At 62.6% G+C, this 15,864-nt stretch carries 20 protein-coding genes and 2 pseudogenes; 14 read left to right on the top strand and 8 right to left on the bottom strand.

Annotated features, from left to right (window positions below; all coding sequences use genetic code 11):
- Nucleotides 1-352: inositol monophosphatase family protein (locus tag GV818_RS31970; RefSeq protein ID WP_306108713.1), on the top strand; the 352-nt coding region annotated here is incomplete at its 5' end.
- A 35-nt stretch (nucleotides 353-387) separates the two neighbouring features.
- Nucleotides 388-1,758: an OprD family porin gene (locus GV818_RS31965; RefSeq protein ID WP_161778550.1), complete on the top strand. Its 1,371-nt coding sequence runs from the start codon at nucleotides 388-390 to the stop codon at nucleotides 1,756-1,758.
- Between the two features lie 63 nt (nucleotides 1,759-1,821).
- On the opposite strand, the pseudogene GV818_RS31960 reads toward GV818_RS31965, so the two are convergent.
- Nucleotides 1,822-2,257, bottom strand: a pseudogene (locus GV818_RS31960) (Lrp/AsnC family transcriptional regulator); the annotation flags it as partial.
- Nucleotides 2,258-2,516: 259 nt separating this feature from the next.
- On the opposite strand from GV818_RS31960, the gene GV818_RS31955 reads away from it, so the two are divergent.
- Complete coding sequence (locus tag GV818_RS31955; RefSeq protein WP_161778549.1) at nucleotides 2,517-3,668, top strand: MFS transporter; 1,152 nt, start codon at nucleotides 2,517-2,519, stop codon at nucleotides 3,666-3,668.
- A gap of 91 nt (nucleotides 3,669-3,759) precedes the next feature.
- Here the strand turns inward: GV818_RS31955 and GV818_RS31950 are convergent.
- Nucleotides 3,760-4,074 (bottom strand): annotated as a pseudogene (locus GV818_RS31950) (TonB-dependent siderophore receptor); the annotation flags it as partial.
- Between the two features lie 117 nt (nucleotides 4,075-4,191).
- Here GV818_RS31950 and GV818_RS31945 point away from each other — a divergent pair.
- On the top strand, nucleotides 4,192-4,635 hold the full coding sequence (locus tag GV818_RS31945) for a hypothetical protein (RefSeq protein ID WP_161759977.1): 444 nt from the start codon (nucleotides 4,192-4,194) through the stop codon (nucleotides 4,633-4,635).
- Nucleotides 4,636-4,657: 22 nt separating this feature from the next.
- Complete coding sequence (locus tag GV818_RS31940) at nucleotides 4,658-5,104, top strand: GNAT family acetyltransferase (protein ID WP_161778548.1); 447 nt, start codon at nucleotides 4,658-4,660, stop codon at nucleotides 5,102-5,104.
- A 16-nt stretch (nucleotides 5,105-5,120) separates the two neighbouring features.
- On the opposite strand, the gene GV818_RS31935 is transcribed toward GV818_RS31940, so the two are convergent.
- Both GV818_RS31935 and GV818_RS31930 read right to left on the bottom strand, forming a co-directional pair.
- Nucleotides 5,121-5,537 (bottom strand): hypothetical protein, encoded by a 417-nt coding sequence (locus GV818_RS31935; protein WP_161759975.1) that lies wholly within the window; start codon nucleotides 5,535-5,537, stop codon nucleotides 5,121-5,123.
- A 203-nt stretch (nucleotides 5,538-5,740) separates the two neighbouring features.
- Nucleotides 5,741-6,556 (bottom strand): AraC family transcriptional regulator, encoded by an 816-nt coding sequence (locus GV818_RS31930; protein ID WP_161778547.1) that lies wholly within the window; start codon nucleotides 6,554-6,556, stop codon nucleotides 5,741-5,743.
- 483 nt (nucleotides 6,557-7,039) lie between these two features.
- Between GV818_RS31930 and GV818_RS31925 the strand changes: the two genes are divergently transcribed.
- The 5 genes from GV818_RS31925 to GV818_RS31905 all read left to right on the top strand — a co-directional run bounded on the left by GV818_RS31925 (nucleotide 7,040) and on the right by GV818_RS31905 (nucleotide 9,206).
- Nucleotides 7,040-7,357 (top strand): YXWGXW repeat-containing protein, encoded by a 318-nt coding sequence (locus GV818_RS31925; RefSeq protein ID WP_161759973.1) that lies wholly within the window; start codon nucleotides 7,040-7,042, stop codon nucleotides 7,355-7,357.
- 48 nt (nucleotides 7,358-7,405) lie between these two features.
- Nucleotides 7,406-7,987 (top strand): RNA polymerase sigma factor, encoded by a 582-nt coding sequence (locus GV818_RS31920; protein ID WP_161759972.1) that lies wholly within the window; start codon nucleotides 7,406-7,408, stop codon nucleotides 7,985-7,987.
- A complete protein-coding gene (locus tag GV818_RS31915; RefSeq protein WP_161778546.1) occupies nucleotides 7,984-8,424 on the top strand; it encodes a hypothetical protein in 441 nt (146 codons plus the stop codon). The genes GV818_RS31920 and GV818_RS31915 overlap by 4 nt, the downstream gene beginning before the upstream one ends.
- On the top strand, nucleotides 8,421-8,900 hold the full coding sequence (locus GV818_RS31910; protein WP_161759970.1) for a periplasmic heavy metal sensor: 480 nt from the start codon (nucleotides 8,421-8,423) through the stop codon (nucleotides 8,898-8,900). Before GV818_RS31915 ends, GV818_RS31910 begins: the two co-directional genes overlap by 4 nt.
- Before the next feature lie 93 nt (nucleotides 8,901-8,993).
- On the top strand, nucleotides 8,994-9,206 hold the full coding sequence (locus GV818_RS31905; protein WP_161759969.1) for a YXWGXW repeat-containing protein: 213 nt from the start codon (nucleotides 8,994-8,996) through the stop codon (nucleotides 9,204-9,206).
- 69 nt (nucleotides 9,207-9,275) lie between these two features.
- Here the strand turns inward: GV818_RS31905 and GV818_RS31900 are convergent, their stop codons facing one another.
- Nucleotides 9,276-10,151: a LysR substrate-binding domain-containing protein gene (locus GV818_RS31900; protein ID WP_161778545.1), complete on the bottom strand. Its 876-nt coding sequence runs from the start codon at nucleotides 10,149-10,151 to the stop codon at nucleotides 9,276-9,278.
- A gap of 226 nt (nucleotides 10,152-10,377) precedes the next feature.
- On the opposite strand from GV818_RS31900, the gene ampC reads away from it, so the two are divergent.
- Entirely contained in the window at nucleotides 10,378-11,550 is a 1,173-nt protein-coding gene (gene ampC, locus GV818_RS31895; RefSeq protein WP_161778544.1) for a class C beta-lactamase, read from the top strand.
- 171 nt (nucleotides 11,551-11,721) lie between these two features.
- Here ampC and GV818_RS31890 read toward each other — a convergent pair whose 3' ends face one another.
- Complete coding sequence (locus GV818_RS31890) at nucleotides 11,722-12,141, bottom strand: hypothetical protein (protein WP_161778543.1); 420 nt, start codon at nucleotides 12,139-12,141, stop codon at nucleotides 11,722-11,724.
- Between the two features lie 1,246 nt (nucleotides 12,142-13,387).
- Here GV818_RS31890 and pcsA point away from each other — a divergent pair.
- The 3 genes from pcsA (at nucleotide 13,388) to GV818_RS34730 (ending at nucleotide 15,120) form a co-directional block, all read left to right on the top strand.
- Nucleotides 13,388-14,104 carry a phosphatidylcholine synthase gene (gene pcsA, locus GV818_RS31885; protein WP_161778542.1) on the top strand — a complete coding sequence of 239 codons (717 nt, stop codon included), beginning with the start codon at nucleotides 13,388-13,390 and terminating at the stop codon, nucleotides 14,102-14,104.
- Nucleotides 14,105-14,239: 135 nt separating this feature from the next.
- Nucleotides 14,240-14,935 carry a hypothetical protein gene (locus GV818_RS31880; RefSeq protein WP_161778541.1) on the top strand — a complete coding sequence of 232 codons (696 nt, stop codon included), beginning with the start codon at nucleotides 14,240-14,242 and terminating at the stop codon, nucleotides 14,933-14,935.
- Nucleotides 14,932-15,120, top strand: a complete 189-nt coding sequence (locus GV818_RS34730; RefSeq protein ID WP_256679580.1) for a hypothetical protein — start codon at nucleotides 14,932-14,934, stop codon at nucleotides 15,118-15,120. Before GV818_RS31880 ends, GV818_RS34730 begins: the two co-directional genes overlap by 4 nt.
- Nucleotides 15,121-15,136: 16 nt before the next feature.
- Here the strand turns inward: GV818_RS34730 and GV818_RS34725 are convergent, their stop codons facing one another.
- Both GV818_RS34725 and GV818_RS35205 read right to left on the bottom strand, forming a co-directional pair.
- Nucleotides 15,137-15,370 (bottom strand): hypothetical protein, encoded by a 234-nt coding sequence (locus GV818_RS34725; protein ID WP_256679579.1) that lies wholly within the window; start codon nucleotides 15,368-15,370, stop codon nucleotides 15,137-15,139.
- A gap of 170 nt (nucleotides 15,371-15,540) precedes the next feature.
- On the bottom strand, nucleotides 15,541-15,798 hold the full coding sequence (locus GV818_RS35205) for a hypothetical protein (RefSeq protein ID WP_372242139.1): 258 nt from the start codon (nucleotides 15,796-15,798) through the stop codon (nucleotides 15,541-15,543).
- Nucleotides 15,799-15,864: the final 66 nt, after the last annotated feature.

Raw genomic sequence — 15,864 nt, 5'->3', positions numbered from 1 at the left:
CCCCTGCACCGCCCTGGACCAGGCGCTGATGTCCTGCAGCAACCCGGAAATGCCCCCCACCGCCCACCGTGCCGGCTTCGAGCGATTGCAACAGTGCAGCCGCTGGCGGCTCTACGGCGCCGCCTGCCACGCCTACGCCAGCCTGGCCAGTGGCCGGCTGGACCTGGCCGTGGACAGCGGCGGCATGCGCGAAGTGGATTACTGCGCACTGGTGCCGGTGATCGAAGGCGCCGGGGGGGTCATCAGCGACTGGTACGGCGCGCCCCTGACCCTGCACTCCGAAAGCAGCGTGGTGGCAGCCGGCGATCCGCACCTGCACGCCAAGGTCCTGCAACTGCTGCGCGACTCATAGCCCGCAGTGCTCAATCTCACCGGAGGTGATTGCTCATGAAACGCCTGTTTTGCACCTTGCTCGGCCTCGGCTGCCTGCCCCTTCTGGAGCACGCCCGGGCCGCACCCGAGGGGGTTATCGAAGACAGCCACGCCAGCCTTGCCCTGCGCAACTTCTACTTCAATCAAGACAACCGCGACGGCGATTCCGGCCAGACCGAAGAATGGGGCCAGGGCCTGCGCCTGGACTACCAGTCGGGTTTCACCCAGGGCACCCTGGGGGTCGGAGTGGATGCCATCGGCCTGCTCGGGGTGCGCCTGGACTCCGGCGGCCGGGCCGGCAAGAGCGGCCAATCCCGCACCCCCAGCGCGCTGTTTCCCCTGGAACACAACGGCACGCCGCGCAGTGAATACAGCAGCCTGGGCCTGACCGGCAAACTGCGCCTGGCCAAGAGCGAGGCGCGCTGGGGCACCCTGATCCCACGCTTGCCGGTGATCAAGGCCAACGATGGGCGCCTGTTGCCACAAACCTTCGAAGGCGCCCAACTGATAGTCAAGGACATCGACGACCTGACCCTGATCGCCGGCCAGTTACAACAGGCCAAGGGCCGCTCGCAGACCCACCGCAGCAATCTTTCGATCAATGGCGCCAACCGCTCGCGGCCCGCTTCCGCCACGGTAAGCGCAGCCCCGACCCGGGACAGCAACGCCTTCAACTTTGCCGGCCTGGACTACAACGTCAGCAAGACGCTGCAGGTGCAGTACTACTACGGGCAACTGGAGCAGTTCTACCAGCAGCACTTCCTCGGCCTGAACCACAACCTGGAGTTGCCCGCGGGCAGCCTGAAGACCGACCTGCGCTATTTCCACACGGCTTCATCGGGCGACAACGCCAGTGCTGCCGGACGGACCCGGGGCTACACCGCCAGCGGCTACTACGGCGCGGACAACGGCGTCACCGGCAGCACCCGGGGCGAGGTCGACAACCGCACCTGGAGCGCCATGCTCACCTACAGCCTGGGCGGGCATAGCTTCGGCAGCGGCTACCAGCAGCTCAATGGACGCAGCAACTTCGTCCAGCCCAACCAGGGCGACGGCAGCGACCACTACCTGATCACCGACCGCCAGCTCAACAGCTTCACCCGGGCTGGCGAACAAACCTGGTTGGCGCAGTACAGCCTGGACTTCGCCCCATATGGGCTGCCCGGTCTGAGCACTACCCTGGTCTACCTCAAGGGGCGTGACATCCGCTCCAGCCGTGGTGCGCTGGAAGAATGGGAACGGGATTTCACCCTGGCCTATATGCTGCAGGTAGGGCCGCTCAAGGGTTTGGGAATCACCTGGCGCAATGCCTCGCTGCGCACCCAGGCCGGCAACGACACTGACCAGAACCGGGTGTTTCTCAACTACAGCCTGGCGCTGTTCTGAAACGTCCAAGGCCAACAACTCCAAACCGCAGTGCTGATTGCCTGCGCCCCGTGCCGGTAAAACGGCCGTGGGCACTTCCAGGCCGACCTTGACCCGGTTCATCGCCACCAGGGTCTTGAAGCGCTTGACATTGGCGGAGCCGAAAAACAGCTCGCGGGTCAGTTGAGTGTACGGGGCCATGTTGCGCACGCAGAAAACCAGCACGACGTCGCACTCGCCAGCCACGCAGTAGCACTGCTGGACCTGAGCGCAGGCCTGGAAACTGCGCTTGAGGGCATCGATCTGATCGATGCGCTCACGCATCACTTCACCTCGACGATGATGCTCAGCTCATGCCCCAGGGTATCCGGCGCGACGATGGCGCTGTAGCCCTCGATCACCCCCTCGTCGCTCAGGCGCTTGAGCAGCCGGTTGACCGCCGCGTTGGACAGGTTGACCGCAGCCCCAGCTCGCTTTGCACAGTGCTGGCGTCACATTGCAGCTCGCCGAGCAGCTTCAGATCATAGACGTCGAGACTGGCATTCTTGGGTAGGAAAACTCCAAAAAAATAGCGGCAAGCCCTGCAACGTTTTTGTGCAGAGCCGCCGATTATTCGAAACAAATCGCCGGCCTGCGCAAAATTATTTCCAACCCTGGCGAGCACCCGCGGCGATTACTGCAACCTTCAATGGATTGATTTGTCACAATCCCCGACTCGGCCGCCATCACGCCATGGAACATCAAGTGGCCGGCAGCGAGTTCGACCACCAAGGATTTTTATGACTGCCAGCAACACCCATTTCCAGGCCACTCCCGGCCGCCTTGAACAGATGTCCACGCGCATCGCCTTTTTCATCGCCGGCTTCGGCATTGCCGCCTGGGCGCCGCTGGTGCCTTACGCCAAGGCCCGGGCCGGGCTCGACGAAGGCACTCTGGGCCTGTTGCTGCTGTGCCTGGGAGTGGGTTCGATCCTGGCGATGCCGATCGCCGGGGCCCTGGCCGGGCGCTTTGGCTGTCGCCGGGTAATGGCCGGTGGCACCCTGCTGATCTGCCTGGCCCTGCCGCTGCTGGCGACCCTGACCTCAATCCCGCTGCTGATGGCGGCGCTGTTCATGTTCGGCGCCGGGCTTGGCGGGGTGGATTCCACCGTCAACCTGCAAGCGGTGATCGTCGAGCGGGCCAGCGGCAAGACCATGATGTCGGGCTTTCATGGCCTGTTCAGCCTCGGTGGGATTGTCGGCGCTGCAGGCGTCAGCGCCCTACTGGGGCTGGGCCTGTCGCCGCTGGGCGCAACCCTGGTGGTGATCGTCCTGATGCTGGTGGCCTTGATCAAGGCCGCGCCGCACATGCTGCCCTATGGCAGCCAGAGTGCGGGACCGGCGTTTGCCGTGCCCCACGGCGTGGTGCTGTTCATTGGCTGCCTGTGCTTTGTGGTGTTCCTCGCCGAAGGCGCGGTGCTGGACTGGAGCGCGGTATTCCTCACCGAGGAACGCAGTCTGGACGCTGCCTATGCCGGCCTGGGCTACGCCGCCTTTGCCCTGACCATGACCCTGGGCCGCCTGACCGGCGACACCATCGTCCAGCGCCTGGGCGCGCGCCGCGTGATCATCATAGGCGGTAGCACCGCAGCCGCCGGCCTGTTGCTGGCAACCCTGGCCCCCGCCTGGGAAGCGGCGCTGGTGGGGTATGCCCTGGTGGGTGCGGGTTGCTCGAACATCGTCCCGGTGCTGTACACCGCGGTGGGCAAACAGACCGTCATGCCCGAAAGCATCGCCGTCCCGGCCATTACTACCTTGGGGTATGCCGGCATCCTCGCAGGGCCGGCGGTGATCGGTTTCATCGCCCATGGCAGCAGCCTGAGCGTGGCCTTCGGCCTGATCTCGGTGCTGCTGCTGGCGGTGGCCGCCAGCGGCAAGGTGCTCAAGGTCTGAGCCCTCCTCGGGAGCCGCTGCCGCAGACTGCAACAGCGGCTGCCGGGGATCAGAAACCGACGCTGGCCTGGAAGAAAAAGGTCCGTGGCGCGCCAACGTCGATCTTGTCGTCGATGTAGTAGGCGTTGGCCGCGCTGCCGCCGGTACGGTCCTGGTAGACGTGGCCGTCGGAGTCCGCGGTCAGCAACGGCTGGTTGTTCACCAGGGCCACGCGGCGGGCTTCCTCGTGCATGCCTTCTTTCAGGTAGCGGTAGCCGACGCCGACTTCCTGGGTGGTAGGCCCGAAGTCGAACACATGGGACACCCGCAGCTCGATACCGAAGGTGCAGTAGGTGCGCGGGGAGGACACCAGGGCCTGCTGGTCACGGGCGGCGATGTTGCTGCCACGGAAGCTGTCGGAATGGAATCCCCCCGGGTTGCCAGCCCCAGTCTTCAAACGCCGACCGACGAACACTGCCACCGGCATTTCATTGAAGGCACAACTCTGGAATCATGGCCGCTGATCACTCAGGACCTTGGACCGATGACCCGCCTTTCCCGCATCCCCCCCGCCCTCCTCGGCCTGCTGCTGGGCAGCCCTGGCGCCCATGCCGCGCAGACGCCTGAACCGCACATTTACTACAGCATGGTGCCAGGGCACTTCATGTTCATCGGCAAAGACCCGGACGGCGGCGCGACCTACTCCGGCACGGCGGTGATCCGCTTCGAGAACCAGGCCCTGACCCTGGTCAAGACCCAGGACGGCAAGACCTCCACGGCCATCGGCAAGGTGGAGCGGGCAGCGATGGCCGAGGCCGATGTACTGCGCTTTACCTGGCCGGGGCACAGTTCCACCTGCCTGGTACGCAGCGACCTGGACAACTATTCACGCCTGAGCTGCTACTGGATCGAGAACGGGGTGGAGCACAAGGAACCCGGCCTGGAAGCCTATTTTCCGACGGAAACCTGGCCGAGCCATCAAGACTGACGAACCGCCCAGAGAGCAGGTCATGAACCCCATCATCGAGTACAGCAACACCCTTCACCGCCAGCCAGTGATCGATCTCTGGAACCGCGTCTTCGGCTACGACACCGCCCATAACACCCCGGCCCTGGCCATTGACAAGAAAATCGAAGAGAACGACGGCCTGTTCTTCGTCGCCTTGGCCGACGAACAGCTCATCGGTACCCTGATGGCGGGCTATGACGGCCACCGTGGTTGGCTGTATTCCCTGGCGGTGGACCCGCAGCAGCGCCGGCGCGGCACCGGCCGGGCCCTGGTCCGGCACGGCGAGCTCGCCCTTGGCGAACGGGGCTGCCTGAAGATCAACCTGCAAATCGTCAGCAGCAATGCATCGGTGCAGGGCTTCTACCAAGCCCTGGGTTACCAGGTCGAGCCACGGATCAGCATGGGCAAGGTCCTCACTGCGAATATCCCCGAGCACCTGCGCAACTGATCCTGCTCTCCCGCCCTTACCAGTTGTACTGATTCCTGCGCGGCACCATCAGCAGCTGTTGGGCCAGGCTGGTCGCGGCCAATGGCGAGGCGCTGTGCAGCAGCGGGTAGCCCCAGAACTTTTCATAGGTGTCGGCAAAGGCCTCGACCCCGGCCTGGGCCTCAGGCTCCGGGGCAATCACGATCAGCGCCTTGATCCAGCGCTGGATCGCCACCTTGTTGCGTTTCATCCATAGCGAACCCTGCTTGAGCAGGGCCTTGCCCTGCTGGCTGTTCTGCCGCTGCGGATCGGGCATGCCCTCGCTCAGCAGGACAAAAGCGTGGCCGCGCCGCATCAGTTGCTCCAGTTGCAGGAAGGGATCGACCGTAGCCACCTCGCCAGTAGCGGCATGGCGCATCCAGACCAAGGGGAAATGCTGATGATCGAAGTACATGAGGAGACCTCGGAAAGAAGATAAACAAGAATGGTTATCATCTATGAGCAATACCCTGTCCGCATCAGTCAAGATCGACAGACTATTGATCAATCCGGCCAATACCTGCCTCTGGCCGAGAGCGCCAAAGATGGCGCCTGGCAAGCCGGCGAGGTTCACCAGGGTTGGGCAAGCCAAGCCCCTCGGGGCTCGGCGGACGGCAACTACGAGGTCGTATCGGTCTTCAGCCGTTGTCCGCGCTCGGCAAAAAACTGCCCCGGCGGCTGGCCCACGGCTTTCTTGAACATGCGGATAAAGGCGCTGGCGCTGTCATAGCCCAGGGTCAGCGCCACCCGCTCCACCGAGTCGCCCTGCCCCAGCTGCTTGAGCCCCTGGAGGATGTGCAACTGACGCTGCCAGCGCCCGAAACTCAGGCCGGTCTCGCTGAGGATCAAGCGGCTCAGGCTGCGTTCGCTGAGGCCGATCAGCGCACCCCATTGGTTCAGGCTGCAGCGCTGCTCCGGCCGCTCGATAATCTGCTGGGCCAGGCGCCGCAACTGGGCATGCTGGGGCATCGGCAGGTGAATCTGCTCGCGGGGCGCGGCGCTCAGTTCATCCAGGGCCACCGCCATCAAGCGCCCCTCGGCGCCGTCCAGGTCATACAGCGCCGGCAGCTGCGCGCAGCGCTTGAACAACTCCTGGAGCAGGGGCGATACCGCCAGGGTGCAACAGACCTCAGGTAGCGCCGCAGCATGTTCCGGTTCGACGAACAGGCAATAACCCTGGGCGTGCTCCAGGCCCTGGACGCTGTGGCCGACACCACTGGGAACCCATACCGCGCATTGCGGCGCCGCCAGCCACAAGCCCTCAGGGCTTTCGCAACTGATCACCCCGGATAATGGAAACAACAGCTGGGCCTTGCGGTGACTGTGCCAGGGCCGCTCCCAGCGGCGGTCCTGAGTCGATATGTGCAGGACACTCAGCGCACGCGCAATCGCGTCCGGGTCATGCACCTGTTCCTGCTCCTCGAATACTGGCATTCAGCGCCCTCCCGACCCCAGAGCCACCCTGGCAGTCAACCTGCGCAGAGCCCCCGGCTAGCTCGGGAATTGTGCCGGGTGGAGGCTTCTTAGCCAAGGTTGCAGACGCGCGCGACCTGCCACTCAGCGGTAGTAGCCATAGCGGTAACAGCAGCCATGGTAGTGCCCGGGGTACACGACGCAACCGCCCAGGGACAACATCGTGGCCATGACAATCAGCAGTGCAATACGACGGGACATGGTGAATTCCTCATGGGTTCATCGGTGACGGCCGGGCCATTTGGCTCGGGTACTGATTGAACGTCGCCACGCCACGACATCCGTCGCCGCCCTTCAGCGTTTTTTTCTGCGGCCGGGCCTGCTGAACGGTCGTTGAATCAAGCGTCGATAAAATTTTCCGCAATGCGCGACGGATTCATCCGCCATCTATCGTTGAACCCATCAGCTGCGTTCATCAGAGAACGCCAGCCTGAAGGAGTCATCATGAAGCTCGTCCGTTCCCTGCTGCGTCTACGCACACTGCTGCTGATTCCCCTGGCCTTCACGGCCCTGGCCAGCAGCCCTTCCTTCGCCCAGACCGTGATCATTCAGCAGGCTCCGCCCCCCATGCGCTACGAATCGGCACCCATGGCGCGTCCCGGCTACGCCTGGGATCGTGGGCATTGGCGCTGGCACGGGCGTGGCTATGCCTGGGCTCCGGGTCACTGGCAGCCGGTGATGCGCCGCGGCCAGTGGATACCCGGGCACTGGCAGGCCCGTGGCCCGAACTGGTTCTGGATCGACGGGCGCTGGGTCCGCTGAGCCCCTCACCACCAGGACTGCCCCGTCACCGGACCGAGAGTTGCCCATTTGAACGAAACCGACCCGGACCTGGAGTTGCTCGCACGCATCGGCAACAACGAAGCGCAGGCCGTGAAAGAGATGGTCACGCGCAAGTTGCCGCGCTTGCTGGCCCTTGCCAGTCGCCTCTTGGGCGATGCCGACGAAGCCCGGGACATCGCCCAGGAAAGCTTTCTGCGGATCTGGAAACAGGCCGGAACATGGCGCAGCGAGCAGGCACGCTTCGACACCTGGCTGCATCGGGTGGTGCTGAACCTGTGCTACGACCGCCTGCGCCGGCGTAAAGAACACCTGCAGTCAGACAGTGAGGAAGCCTTCGAGGCGGTGGACAGCGGCCCCACCCCCGACGAACAACTGGACGCCAGCACGCAAAGCCGGCGCATGGCCCAGGCCCTGGACAAACTGCCGGATCGCCAGCGTGAGGCGATCGTCCTGCAGTATTACCAGGAGCTGTCCAACACCGAGGCCGCAGCGCTGATGCAGATCAGCGTCGAAGCCCTGGAAAGCCTGCTGTCGCGGGCCCGCCGCAACCTGCGCAGCCACCTCGCCGAGGCCCCCGGTGCGGACCTCTCAGGAAGGAGAAAACCATGACCCCCGAACGTTTTGTGCACCTGGCCGACGCCTATGGCGCAGACCTGCGACGCTGGCCCGCCAGTGAACGCAACGCCGCCCAGACACTGCTCGGCACCGGCAATGCCCTGGCCCTGGAGGCGTTGCAGCAGGCCCGTTGGCTAGATGGCCAACTGGACAGCTATCAGGTCGCCGGGCCGAGTCCGGCGCTGGCCCAGCGGATCATTGCCGGCGCGGCCTCCCGGCACTCGCCAGGCCCCTCGTTCTGGCGCCGCTACGCCGGCTGGCTGGCCTCCCTGGGCTGGGTCGGCGTAGGCCTCAGCGGGGTCGCCGCCGGCATGCTGGCGGTGACCTTGAGCCTGCCCTTGTCCAACTCCGCCGAAGCCCTGCCCAGCATCTTCGACCAGAGCGACGCGGAATTTGTCCTGAGCATCAATGCCGAGGAGGCCGAACAGTGAGCCTGTCCATCCGTCCACTGAAAACCTTGCTGGTGCTGTCGCTGCTGCTCAATGTGTTCCTGATCGGCGGTGTCGCCGGCGGCCTCTACCAGTGGCTTGGCCACCCCAAGCCGGCCCAGGCCCTGGCCGTACCCCAGCACGGCCTGCGCCAGGCCATGGCGCAGATGCCGGAGGAGCGCCGCCGCCAGCTGCGGCAGTTGCTGCGCCAGACCCGTAACGACAACCAGTCTTTGATCATTGCCGGGCGCGAGGCCAGGCAAGCGGTGATTCATCAACTCGAGGCCAATGAGCTGGACCGCAATGCCCTGGATGCCGAACTGGGCAAGTCCCGCGAGGCCGACATTGCCTTGCGGGCCCGGGTCGATGATGCCCTGGCAAACTTCGCCGGTAGCCTGTCGCTCCAGGAGCGCCAGCAACTGGTGGACGCCATGTACCTGCACGGACCGGGCAAGAACCGTACAAACAATCGCAATTGAGCACCCGGCGACGGATTTCGTCCCGGGCCGCGTTCAACCCCTGACAGCCCGCCATTGCGGCGGGCGCCCGGACCACTCCCAGGAAACCTGACCATGCTGCGCGCCATCCAGATCACCCTGATCGCCACCCTGCTCGGTACCACCCTGGCCGGCTGCATCGTCGCACCGGCTCACCCGCGGCGACCACCGCCGCCCATTGTCGAAGTCGTGCCGATGGCGCCAGCCCCGGGTTATCACTGGGTCGCCGGGCATTACCGCTGGCGCGCCGACCAATGGGTGTGGGTACCCGGGCATTGGCGGTACTGAGCCTGACCGCAGACCGCGGGTCGCGGCCAGGGCTGCATGCAGATCTGCGCACGCAACCCTGGCGAGGATTCAGCAGCCCGTGATCTCCAGCAACCAGCCCTTGAACGCGCTCATGGCCGCAGTCTCGGCCCGGGACTGCAAGCGGGTCAGCCAGTAGCTGCCGGTCACAATGCCGATATCGAACGGCTGCACTACGCTGCCGCCGGCCAGTTGGCGCTCGAACATCAGCGGTGGCGCCAAGGCCACGCCCAGGCCTTGCTGGGCCGCTTCGAGCATGCCCAGGGAGGAGTCGAACACGATGCTCTGGGGCAACAGGCTGTTGGCAGCCAGGCCCGCCGCCAGAAACCACTGCGGCCATTCATCGGTACGGTAGGAACGCAGCAGGGTCTGCCCCAGGAGGTCTGCCGGGCTGTGCAACTGGCGGGCAATCTCCGGCACGCACAACACCGACAGCGGTGCCTGCAGCAATTGCACGGCTTCAATGCCATGCCAGGCCCCGCTGCCGAAACGAATCGCATAGTCCAGGCCTTCGGCGGCCACATCCACCCGGTTATTGTTGGTACTCAGGCGCAGGTCGACATAGGGGTGGCGGGCCTGGAAATCCCCCAGGCGCGGCAGCAGCCAGCCCACGGCGAAAGTGCCCACCGCGCCCACCGTCAGCACCTCGTGATAATGCCCACCCTCGAAACGCCCCAGGGTCTGGGCGATGCGGTCGAAGCACTCGCGCAGCACCGGCAGCAGGGTCTCGCCTTCGCTGGTGAGCATCAGCCCCCGGGGCAGGCGCTTGAACAGGGTGACGTTAAGCTGGGCTTCCAGGCTCTTGACCTGATGGCTGACCGGCGCCTGGGTGACACACAGCTCGATGGCTGCGCGGGTGAAACTAAGATGACGCGCCGAGGCTTCGAAAGCCCGTAGCGCATTCAACGGCAGGTGAGGACGGAGCATGGTCATTCCCTAATTTTTCTAATGGCTCCTGCGAAATATCGTCGTTTGCCGATCCTGCGCAGAATGCCTACATTGGCCTGGCTCACGTAGCGCCGAGCGCGCCCTCGCCGGTCAGTAAGACCTCGCGAGCACTGCGCCAGAAGCTACCCGCAAACAACCCCCAGACCGAAAAGTTGCTCGCAATCCAGCGGCAAGAATAATCAAAGCACATGGAAAACCACCCATCATGCGGCAAATAACCTCAAGCGGATTAGGCATCATCAGCGCCTGCGCGCTGCTCCTCGGTACCGCGCACGCCCTCGCTGCGGATACCGCCGACAACGCTCTGAAAACCACCGTGGATGCCACCATCCGCCCGCTGATGCAGCAGCAAGGCATTCCCGGCATGGCCGTGGCGATTATCGTCGATGGCAAACGACATTACTTTAACTACGGGTTGGCCTCCAAGGAGAACCAAAGCCCCGTGGACAACGACACCCTGTTCGAAGTTGGCTCGGTGAGCAAGACCTATACCGCGACCCTGGCCGGCTATGCCCAGGCCAGCGGTAAACTGGCCCTCACCGACAAGGCCAGCCAGTACCTGCCGGCCCTGCGCGGCAGCGCCCTGGACGGCATCAGCCTGCTGCAACTGGGTACCTACACGGCGGGCGGCCTGCCGCTGCAGTTCCCCGACGCGGTCCAGAGCGAGAACCAGATCCTCGACTACTTCAACACCTGGAAACCCAGCTTCAGCGCCGGTAGCCAGCGCCAGTATTCCAACCCCAGCATCGGCCTGCTCGGCTACCTCGCCGCCCGCAGCCTGGGCCAGCCGTTCGACCAGTTGATGGAACACACGCTGTTGCCCAAATTCGGCCTCAAGCACAGCTACCTGCACGTACCGCAGGACCAGCAACAGCATTACGCCAAGGGCTACGACAAGCAGGGCCAAGCGATACGGGTCAGCCCCGGCCCCCTCGACGCCGAGGCCTACGGGATCAAGACCAGCGCCCCGGACCTGCTGCAGTACGTTGCCGGCAATCTGCAACCAGGCCAGTTCGACGCCCCCCTGAAACAAGCCCTGGCCAGCACCCAGAGCGGTTACTACCAGGTTGGCGACATGACCCAGGGCCTGGGCTGGGAACGCTACAACTACCCCGTGTCCCTGGAGCGGCTGCTGGCTGGCAACTCAGCGCAGATGATCCTCGAACCGCACCCGGTGCAATGGCTGACGCCGGTGCAACCGCCCAAGGCTGACGCGCTGTACAACAAGACCGGCTCCACCGGGGGCTTCGGCGCCTATGTGGTGTTTGTCCCGAGCCAGCAGATCGGCATCGTCCTGCTGGCCAACAAGAACTACCCCAACGAGGAACGGGTCAAGGCCGCCCACAAGATCCTCAGCGTACTGGCACAGCAGAAATAGCTGACCCAAGACTGCCCCCAGCAAAAAACAACACCGCCTGCCCAGTACTGGGCAGGCGGCGTTGCGCTGTCTCGCGACCGCTTCCGAGCCCGATGTGTCCTCTTGGCACCGCCCGGTACAGGTTCAGCGCCCCATCATCCAATGCCCTGCAGGACAACCTGACACGGGCGCCTAGATCGCTGGCCCATCAGCACAAGGCCGAACTTCAGGGGAGAATTGGATGACAAAAGCGGTGGTAAAGATCAGCCCCGTGGAGTCACCTGTGCGGACGTCGAATTGGACGGTCTTGCGGTCAGTGGAAATCTCAGTAGCGATGTCCAGGCGCACAGCGGAAATCACCTCCGCACTCAGCGGAAAAATCGGCCAGGCGTCATCAATCTGATGCTCACTACTCAGAACGATCTTCACCACCCCATGGTTGCCGGGGTCGACAAAAAAAGCGCCACTGGAAGGTGCGGTAACATTGACATTGAATTGCATCGCTTCAGTCAGGGCATACCCAACGCCCTCTGGACTGCATTTCATTTTACCCATCGTCAAGCCACTCACTTCCGGGTTCCAGGCAGAGATAGAGAAGGTTGGATCACTCATAATCAAGTTCCTTATTGGCAATTAGGAAAAGTTACGCAACCACGCTTTCCGAGAATAGGCGCACTCCTGACTTGACGATGTACCAACCATCGAAATCAAGCACATTTAATAGACACTGCAAAAGCGTCTTGCTTCCAATCACCGCAAACCTAACAGCACAGTTAACAGCCCTCCCCCAAAACCCAGAAACATTCAATAAAAACCCAATCCGATAGATTAGAAAACGCTTAAAGCACAACTAAATAGCTAGCCATTCAAGCATTCAATCCTCATATCATTTCTGCTCGACCAATAGTGTCATTGAGTATAAGAAACTCTCCACGGAGCATTGATTTTTAGCGCCCCGATACTAGTCTCCAATCTCGCTACAGCGCTCGTCCCAGGCATCATCCGTCATGGACTGTACCTAAGCGCCGTGTGCCTGGAGCTCAAGCAACGACTACAAATGTTCAAGAAAACTGGCGAAGAAGTGACTCATTCATTAATTTAAAAACAACTGCAAGGCATGATCGAAAGCCTTCAAGCACCAGAAAACACCACGAACAAAAAACAGGCCCAAGTCAAAGACACTGGAGACCTGCAACTCGAACTAAAAAGTGCAACGATGCCAAGCTATACAAAGAGAAAACCATCAAGCAACTCGAAGATCAGATAGATCAGTTACAAGAGCAAACCCTGACATTCAATAGCGCACCGGCACCAGCCGACCCCACCCACCAGAAAATACAAAGACACCGTGTACTGCGGTGGGCGCCTTATCATTGATCGGCGCGCTGTCATTCTTGGCTCGTGCAACTTACAAGTTACTCTCAGCCGAACCCGACTTTGAAATCAGCCTGGATATCGCCCAACTCATCGGCGGCTCACTCGTTGGCCTTGGCGTGGCATTGGCCGGGGCGCCTACGCCATGAAAACCCTGGCGACAGCCAAGAACGCTTCCTGACCTGGCGTTTTCCCTGCGCTGCTGAGCCACACTCACCAGGCCACAACACCACCGCCTGCACCGAGGTCTGTGGGTTTTTCCACGCCCTGTCGCCACAGCTCCTAGAATCAACAGCAGTTGATCGAAAGCACCCGTTAGCGGCCTCTTGCGCCGTGGGCAGAGCAGCTCAAACAGACTGTTCAACCGTCCATATCGCGCTGAACCTTCTGCAAGGCTTTCCGGTCGATAACTGCAACCTGGCAGGTGGCCGGCGCTCCAGCGCCGGCCACCTGCCAGGCATCACCGCCGCTGGAGAAACGCCCTGTGATCTCAACCCTGAAAATTGCCAGAATCAAAGCCTGGGGCGCCCATGGTTTCACCGCCACCGGGGTGGTCAGCGCCTTGCTCGCGACCCTGGCGCTGTTCGACAACCAGCCCAAAGCCTGCCTGTTGTGGCTAGGGGTGGCGCTGCTGGTGGATGGCGTCGACGGTTCCCTGGCGCGCAAGGTCAAGACCAGCTCGGTACTGCCGAATATCGACGGCTCGGTACTCGACCTGGTGATCGACTACCTGACCTATGTGTTCATCCCGGCGCTGTTCATCTACCGCTACATTCCCCTGCCGGAATACAGCGCGCTGCTGGCCACCTCGCTGATCCTGCTGTCCTCGCTGCTGTGCTTCTGCAACGTCAACATGAAGAGCCACGACAACTACTTCCAGGGCTTTCCCGCCGCCTGGAACGTGGTCGCCCTGTGTTTCTACCTGATCGGGACCGGCCCCTGGCTGAGCTTGCTGAGCATCTTCGCCCTGGCCCTGCTGACCGCAACGCGGGTGCAGTTCCTGCACCCTTTCCGAGTGCGCAAGTGGATGCCGCTGAACATCATCGTGACCTTTGTCTGGCTGCTCAGCGGCGCACTGCTGGTGCTCGGCCACCCGCTGCGCAGCCCGCCGATCATGGGCTTGTGGCTGACGGCTTCGGCGTACTTCCTGGGGGTCTGCCTATGGCGTTCAGCACAGGAATGGTTCAGCAAGGCTCGCTGAATAACGTCGAAAGGAAAATTGCCGGGTCCCCAGTGAACATGAAAAACTCCTGCACATCAGCCTCTCAAGCAGGGGTTTTCATTACTCCTCCCCCATCCGACACGCTGTCGATGCTGAGAACAAGGACTGGGATGCATGAACCACCTTCCATTGATCGACCTCTACCCCATCAGCGACAGGCCACTGGACCAACGAGAAGTTCTGCTTCATGAAGCCGCGTTCAAAAACAAGTGGCCAACCGTGCCCTTGCGCGAACAACAGACCGTTACCAATGCCAGGGACTTTGTCCTCCATACCCTGAAGTACTTCGGCGGCTCAGGAGTGGTCAACGAGTTCCGGCGTCAACTCAAAGAGCATGCGTCCCTCAGACAGGCCAAGTCCGCCATGCCCTACCTGAAAGACTCGGTCCCGTTGAAGCGCTATCAAAGAGGCTCAAGCACCGTCTGCTTGGCAACCCTGAATGATGAGGTCAGGCGGCTTGGAAAACCGCTGGCTGCCGGCCAGGTGCTGTTTCACGGTGGCTCCTGCCATCCAAGAGAGGTGGCTTCGTTCACCACCAGCAAGCCACTCTCGACTTCATTCTGCCCACAGATTGCCGCCTGGCATGCCTATCACGATCTCAATCCAGCCCCTAACCCCATCCCTGCGATCTGGATCCTGAACGCCCCCTATGGCAACAGAAAAGCCGTGATCTACCGCAAAGGCGCACCTGGAATGGAAAATGAACAGGAAGTCCTGATCGAGTCAGGCTCGACCATCACTCCCAGATGCATGTTCAACGTCCATACCGCCTCTGCCAATGTCCTGGTGATCGAAGCCACATTGTCTTGAGCCGGATTGAGGCGTTGCCTCTGCAGGGGTTTGCCGATGGGCTTATCGCTTCGTTCAAGGCCTGGACCAACAGCGCCCCGATCTGTGGGTTGTCCGCCACCAGCAACGTGGCGCCCTGGCCGTCGACCTGCAGCGATGCCAAGGCTGCGGAACGCGGCAGGAACAGGGTGAAGCGCGTGCCCTGACCGGGCTGGCGGTAGATCACCAGGCCGTCGCCGGACTGCTGGGCGACGCCGAACACCTGGGACAGGCCGGAATCTGCGCCACACGTTCCACGGCAATCACCAACAGGCCTTCGCCGTGCATCGCGCCCCGGGCGTTGACCGTCATGTTGATCAGCGCGGTATCGAACTGGCCGGCATCGGCGTGGATGTAGCAGGGCTGCTGCAGCTCGATACACAGTTCGATGCAAGCACCGATCAGTGGATTGATCATCTGGGTCAGCCGCGGCCTCGCGGGTGGCACTGATGTCCCGCGAGATGCAGAGGATCTTCTCCGGCTGGCGGCCTCATCGAGCATCGGCGTGACTTGCCCATCCCGCCATTTACGGGTGCCGGCCAAGGTCTCGGCGGCGCCCTGAAAACGCGCCGATTCACCACCCCGCGCTACGACCAGGGCTGCCAGCGCCGCCTGGTTGCTCTCCCCTCGCCAGGAATCCGCCCAGGGACAGCCGACACAATCGCGTTGAAATCGCGGACCTCCATGCCCCGCTGGCCACCTTCGCTGATGAACGACAGCCGGCCATCAAGGTCGAGCACCTTGATGCAGTCATTGCTGCTGATCAGCACCCGGGTATTGAGGACACGCTCGGCCTCCAGCCGAGGACGACTGTCTCTACATGACTGGTAAGTCTTCGCCAGCAAGGGGGCGAGACGCTTGAACAGTGCTGAGCTTCCGCTACAAAAGCCAGGACGACTCAGTGAATTCTG

It is taken from the genome of Pseudomonas sp. Fl4BN1 (assembly GCF_009908285.1).
Lineage (GTDB): Bacteria > Pseudomonadota > Gammaproteobacteria > Pseudomonadales > Pseudomonadaceae > Aquipseudomonas.
This window is presented reverse-complemented; position numbering and strand designations above follow the sequence as displayed.

Bases quoted from the DNA above. Each gene is read 5' to 3' on its own strand.
- GV818_RS31965 (WP_161778550.1), top strand. From the start codon at position 388: ATGAAACGCCTGTTTTGCACCTTGCTCGGCCTCGGCTGCCTGCCCCTT.
- GV818_RS31955 (WP_161778549.1), top strand. From the start codon at position 2,517: ATGACTGCCAGCAACACCCATTTCCAGGCCACTCCCGGCCGCCTTGAA.
- GV818_RS31945 (WP_161759977.1), top strand. From the start codon at position 4,192: ATGACCCGCCTTTCCCGCATCCCCCCCGCCCTCCTCGGCCTGCTGCTG.
- GV818_RS31940 (WP_161778548.1), top strand. From the start codon at position 4,658: ATGAACCCCATCATCGAGTACAGCAACACCCTTCACCGCCAGCCAGTG.
- GV818_RS31935 (WP_161759975.1), bottom strand. From the start codon at position 5,537: ATGTACTTCGATCATCAGCATTTCCCCTTGGTCTGGATGCGCCATGCC.
- GV818_RS31930 (WP_161778547.1), bottom strand. From the start codon at position 6,556: ATGCCAGTATTCGAGGAGCAGGAACAGGTGCATGACCCGGACGCGATT.
- GV818_RS31925 (WP_161759973.1), top strand. From the start codon at position 7,040: ATGAAGCTCGTCCGTTCCCTGCTGCGTCTACGCACACTGCTGCTGATT.
- GV818_RS31915 (WP_161778546.1), top strand. From the start codon at position 7,984: ATGACCCCCGAACGTTTTGTGCACCTGGCCGACGCCTATGGCGCAGAC.
- GV818_RS31905 (WP_161759969.1), top strand. From the start codon at position 8,994: ATGCTGCGCGCCATCCAGATCACCCTGATCGCCACCCTGCTCGGTACC.
- GV818_RS31900 (WP_161778545.1), bottom strand. From the start codon at position 10,151: ATGCTCCGTCCTCACCTGCCGTTGAATGCGCTACGGGCTTTCGAAGCC.
- ampC (WP_161778544.1), top strand. From the start codon at position 10,378: ATGCGGCAAATAACCTCAAGCGGATTAGGCATCATCAGCGCCTGCGCG.
- GV818_RS31890 (WP_161778543.1), bottom strand. From the start codon at position 12,141: ATGAGTGATCCAACCTTCTCTATCTCTGCCTGGAACCCGGAAGTGAGT.
- GV818_RS31880 (WP_161778541.1), top strand. From the start codon at position 14,240: ATGAACCACCTTCCATTGATCGACCTCTACCCCATCAGCGACAGGCCA.
- GV818_RS34725 (WP_256679579.1), bottom strand. From the start codon at position 15,370: ATGATCAATCCACTGATCGGTGCTTGCATCGAACTGTGTATCGAGCTG.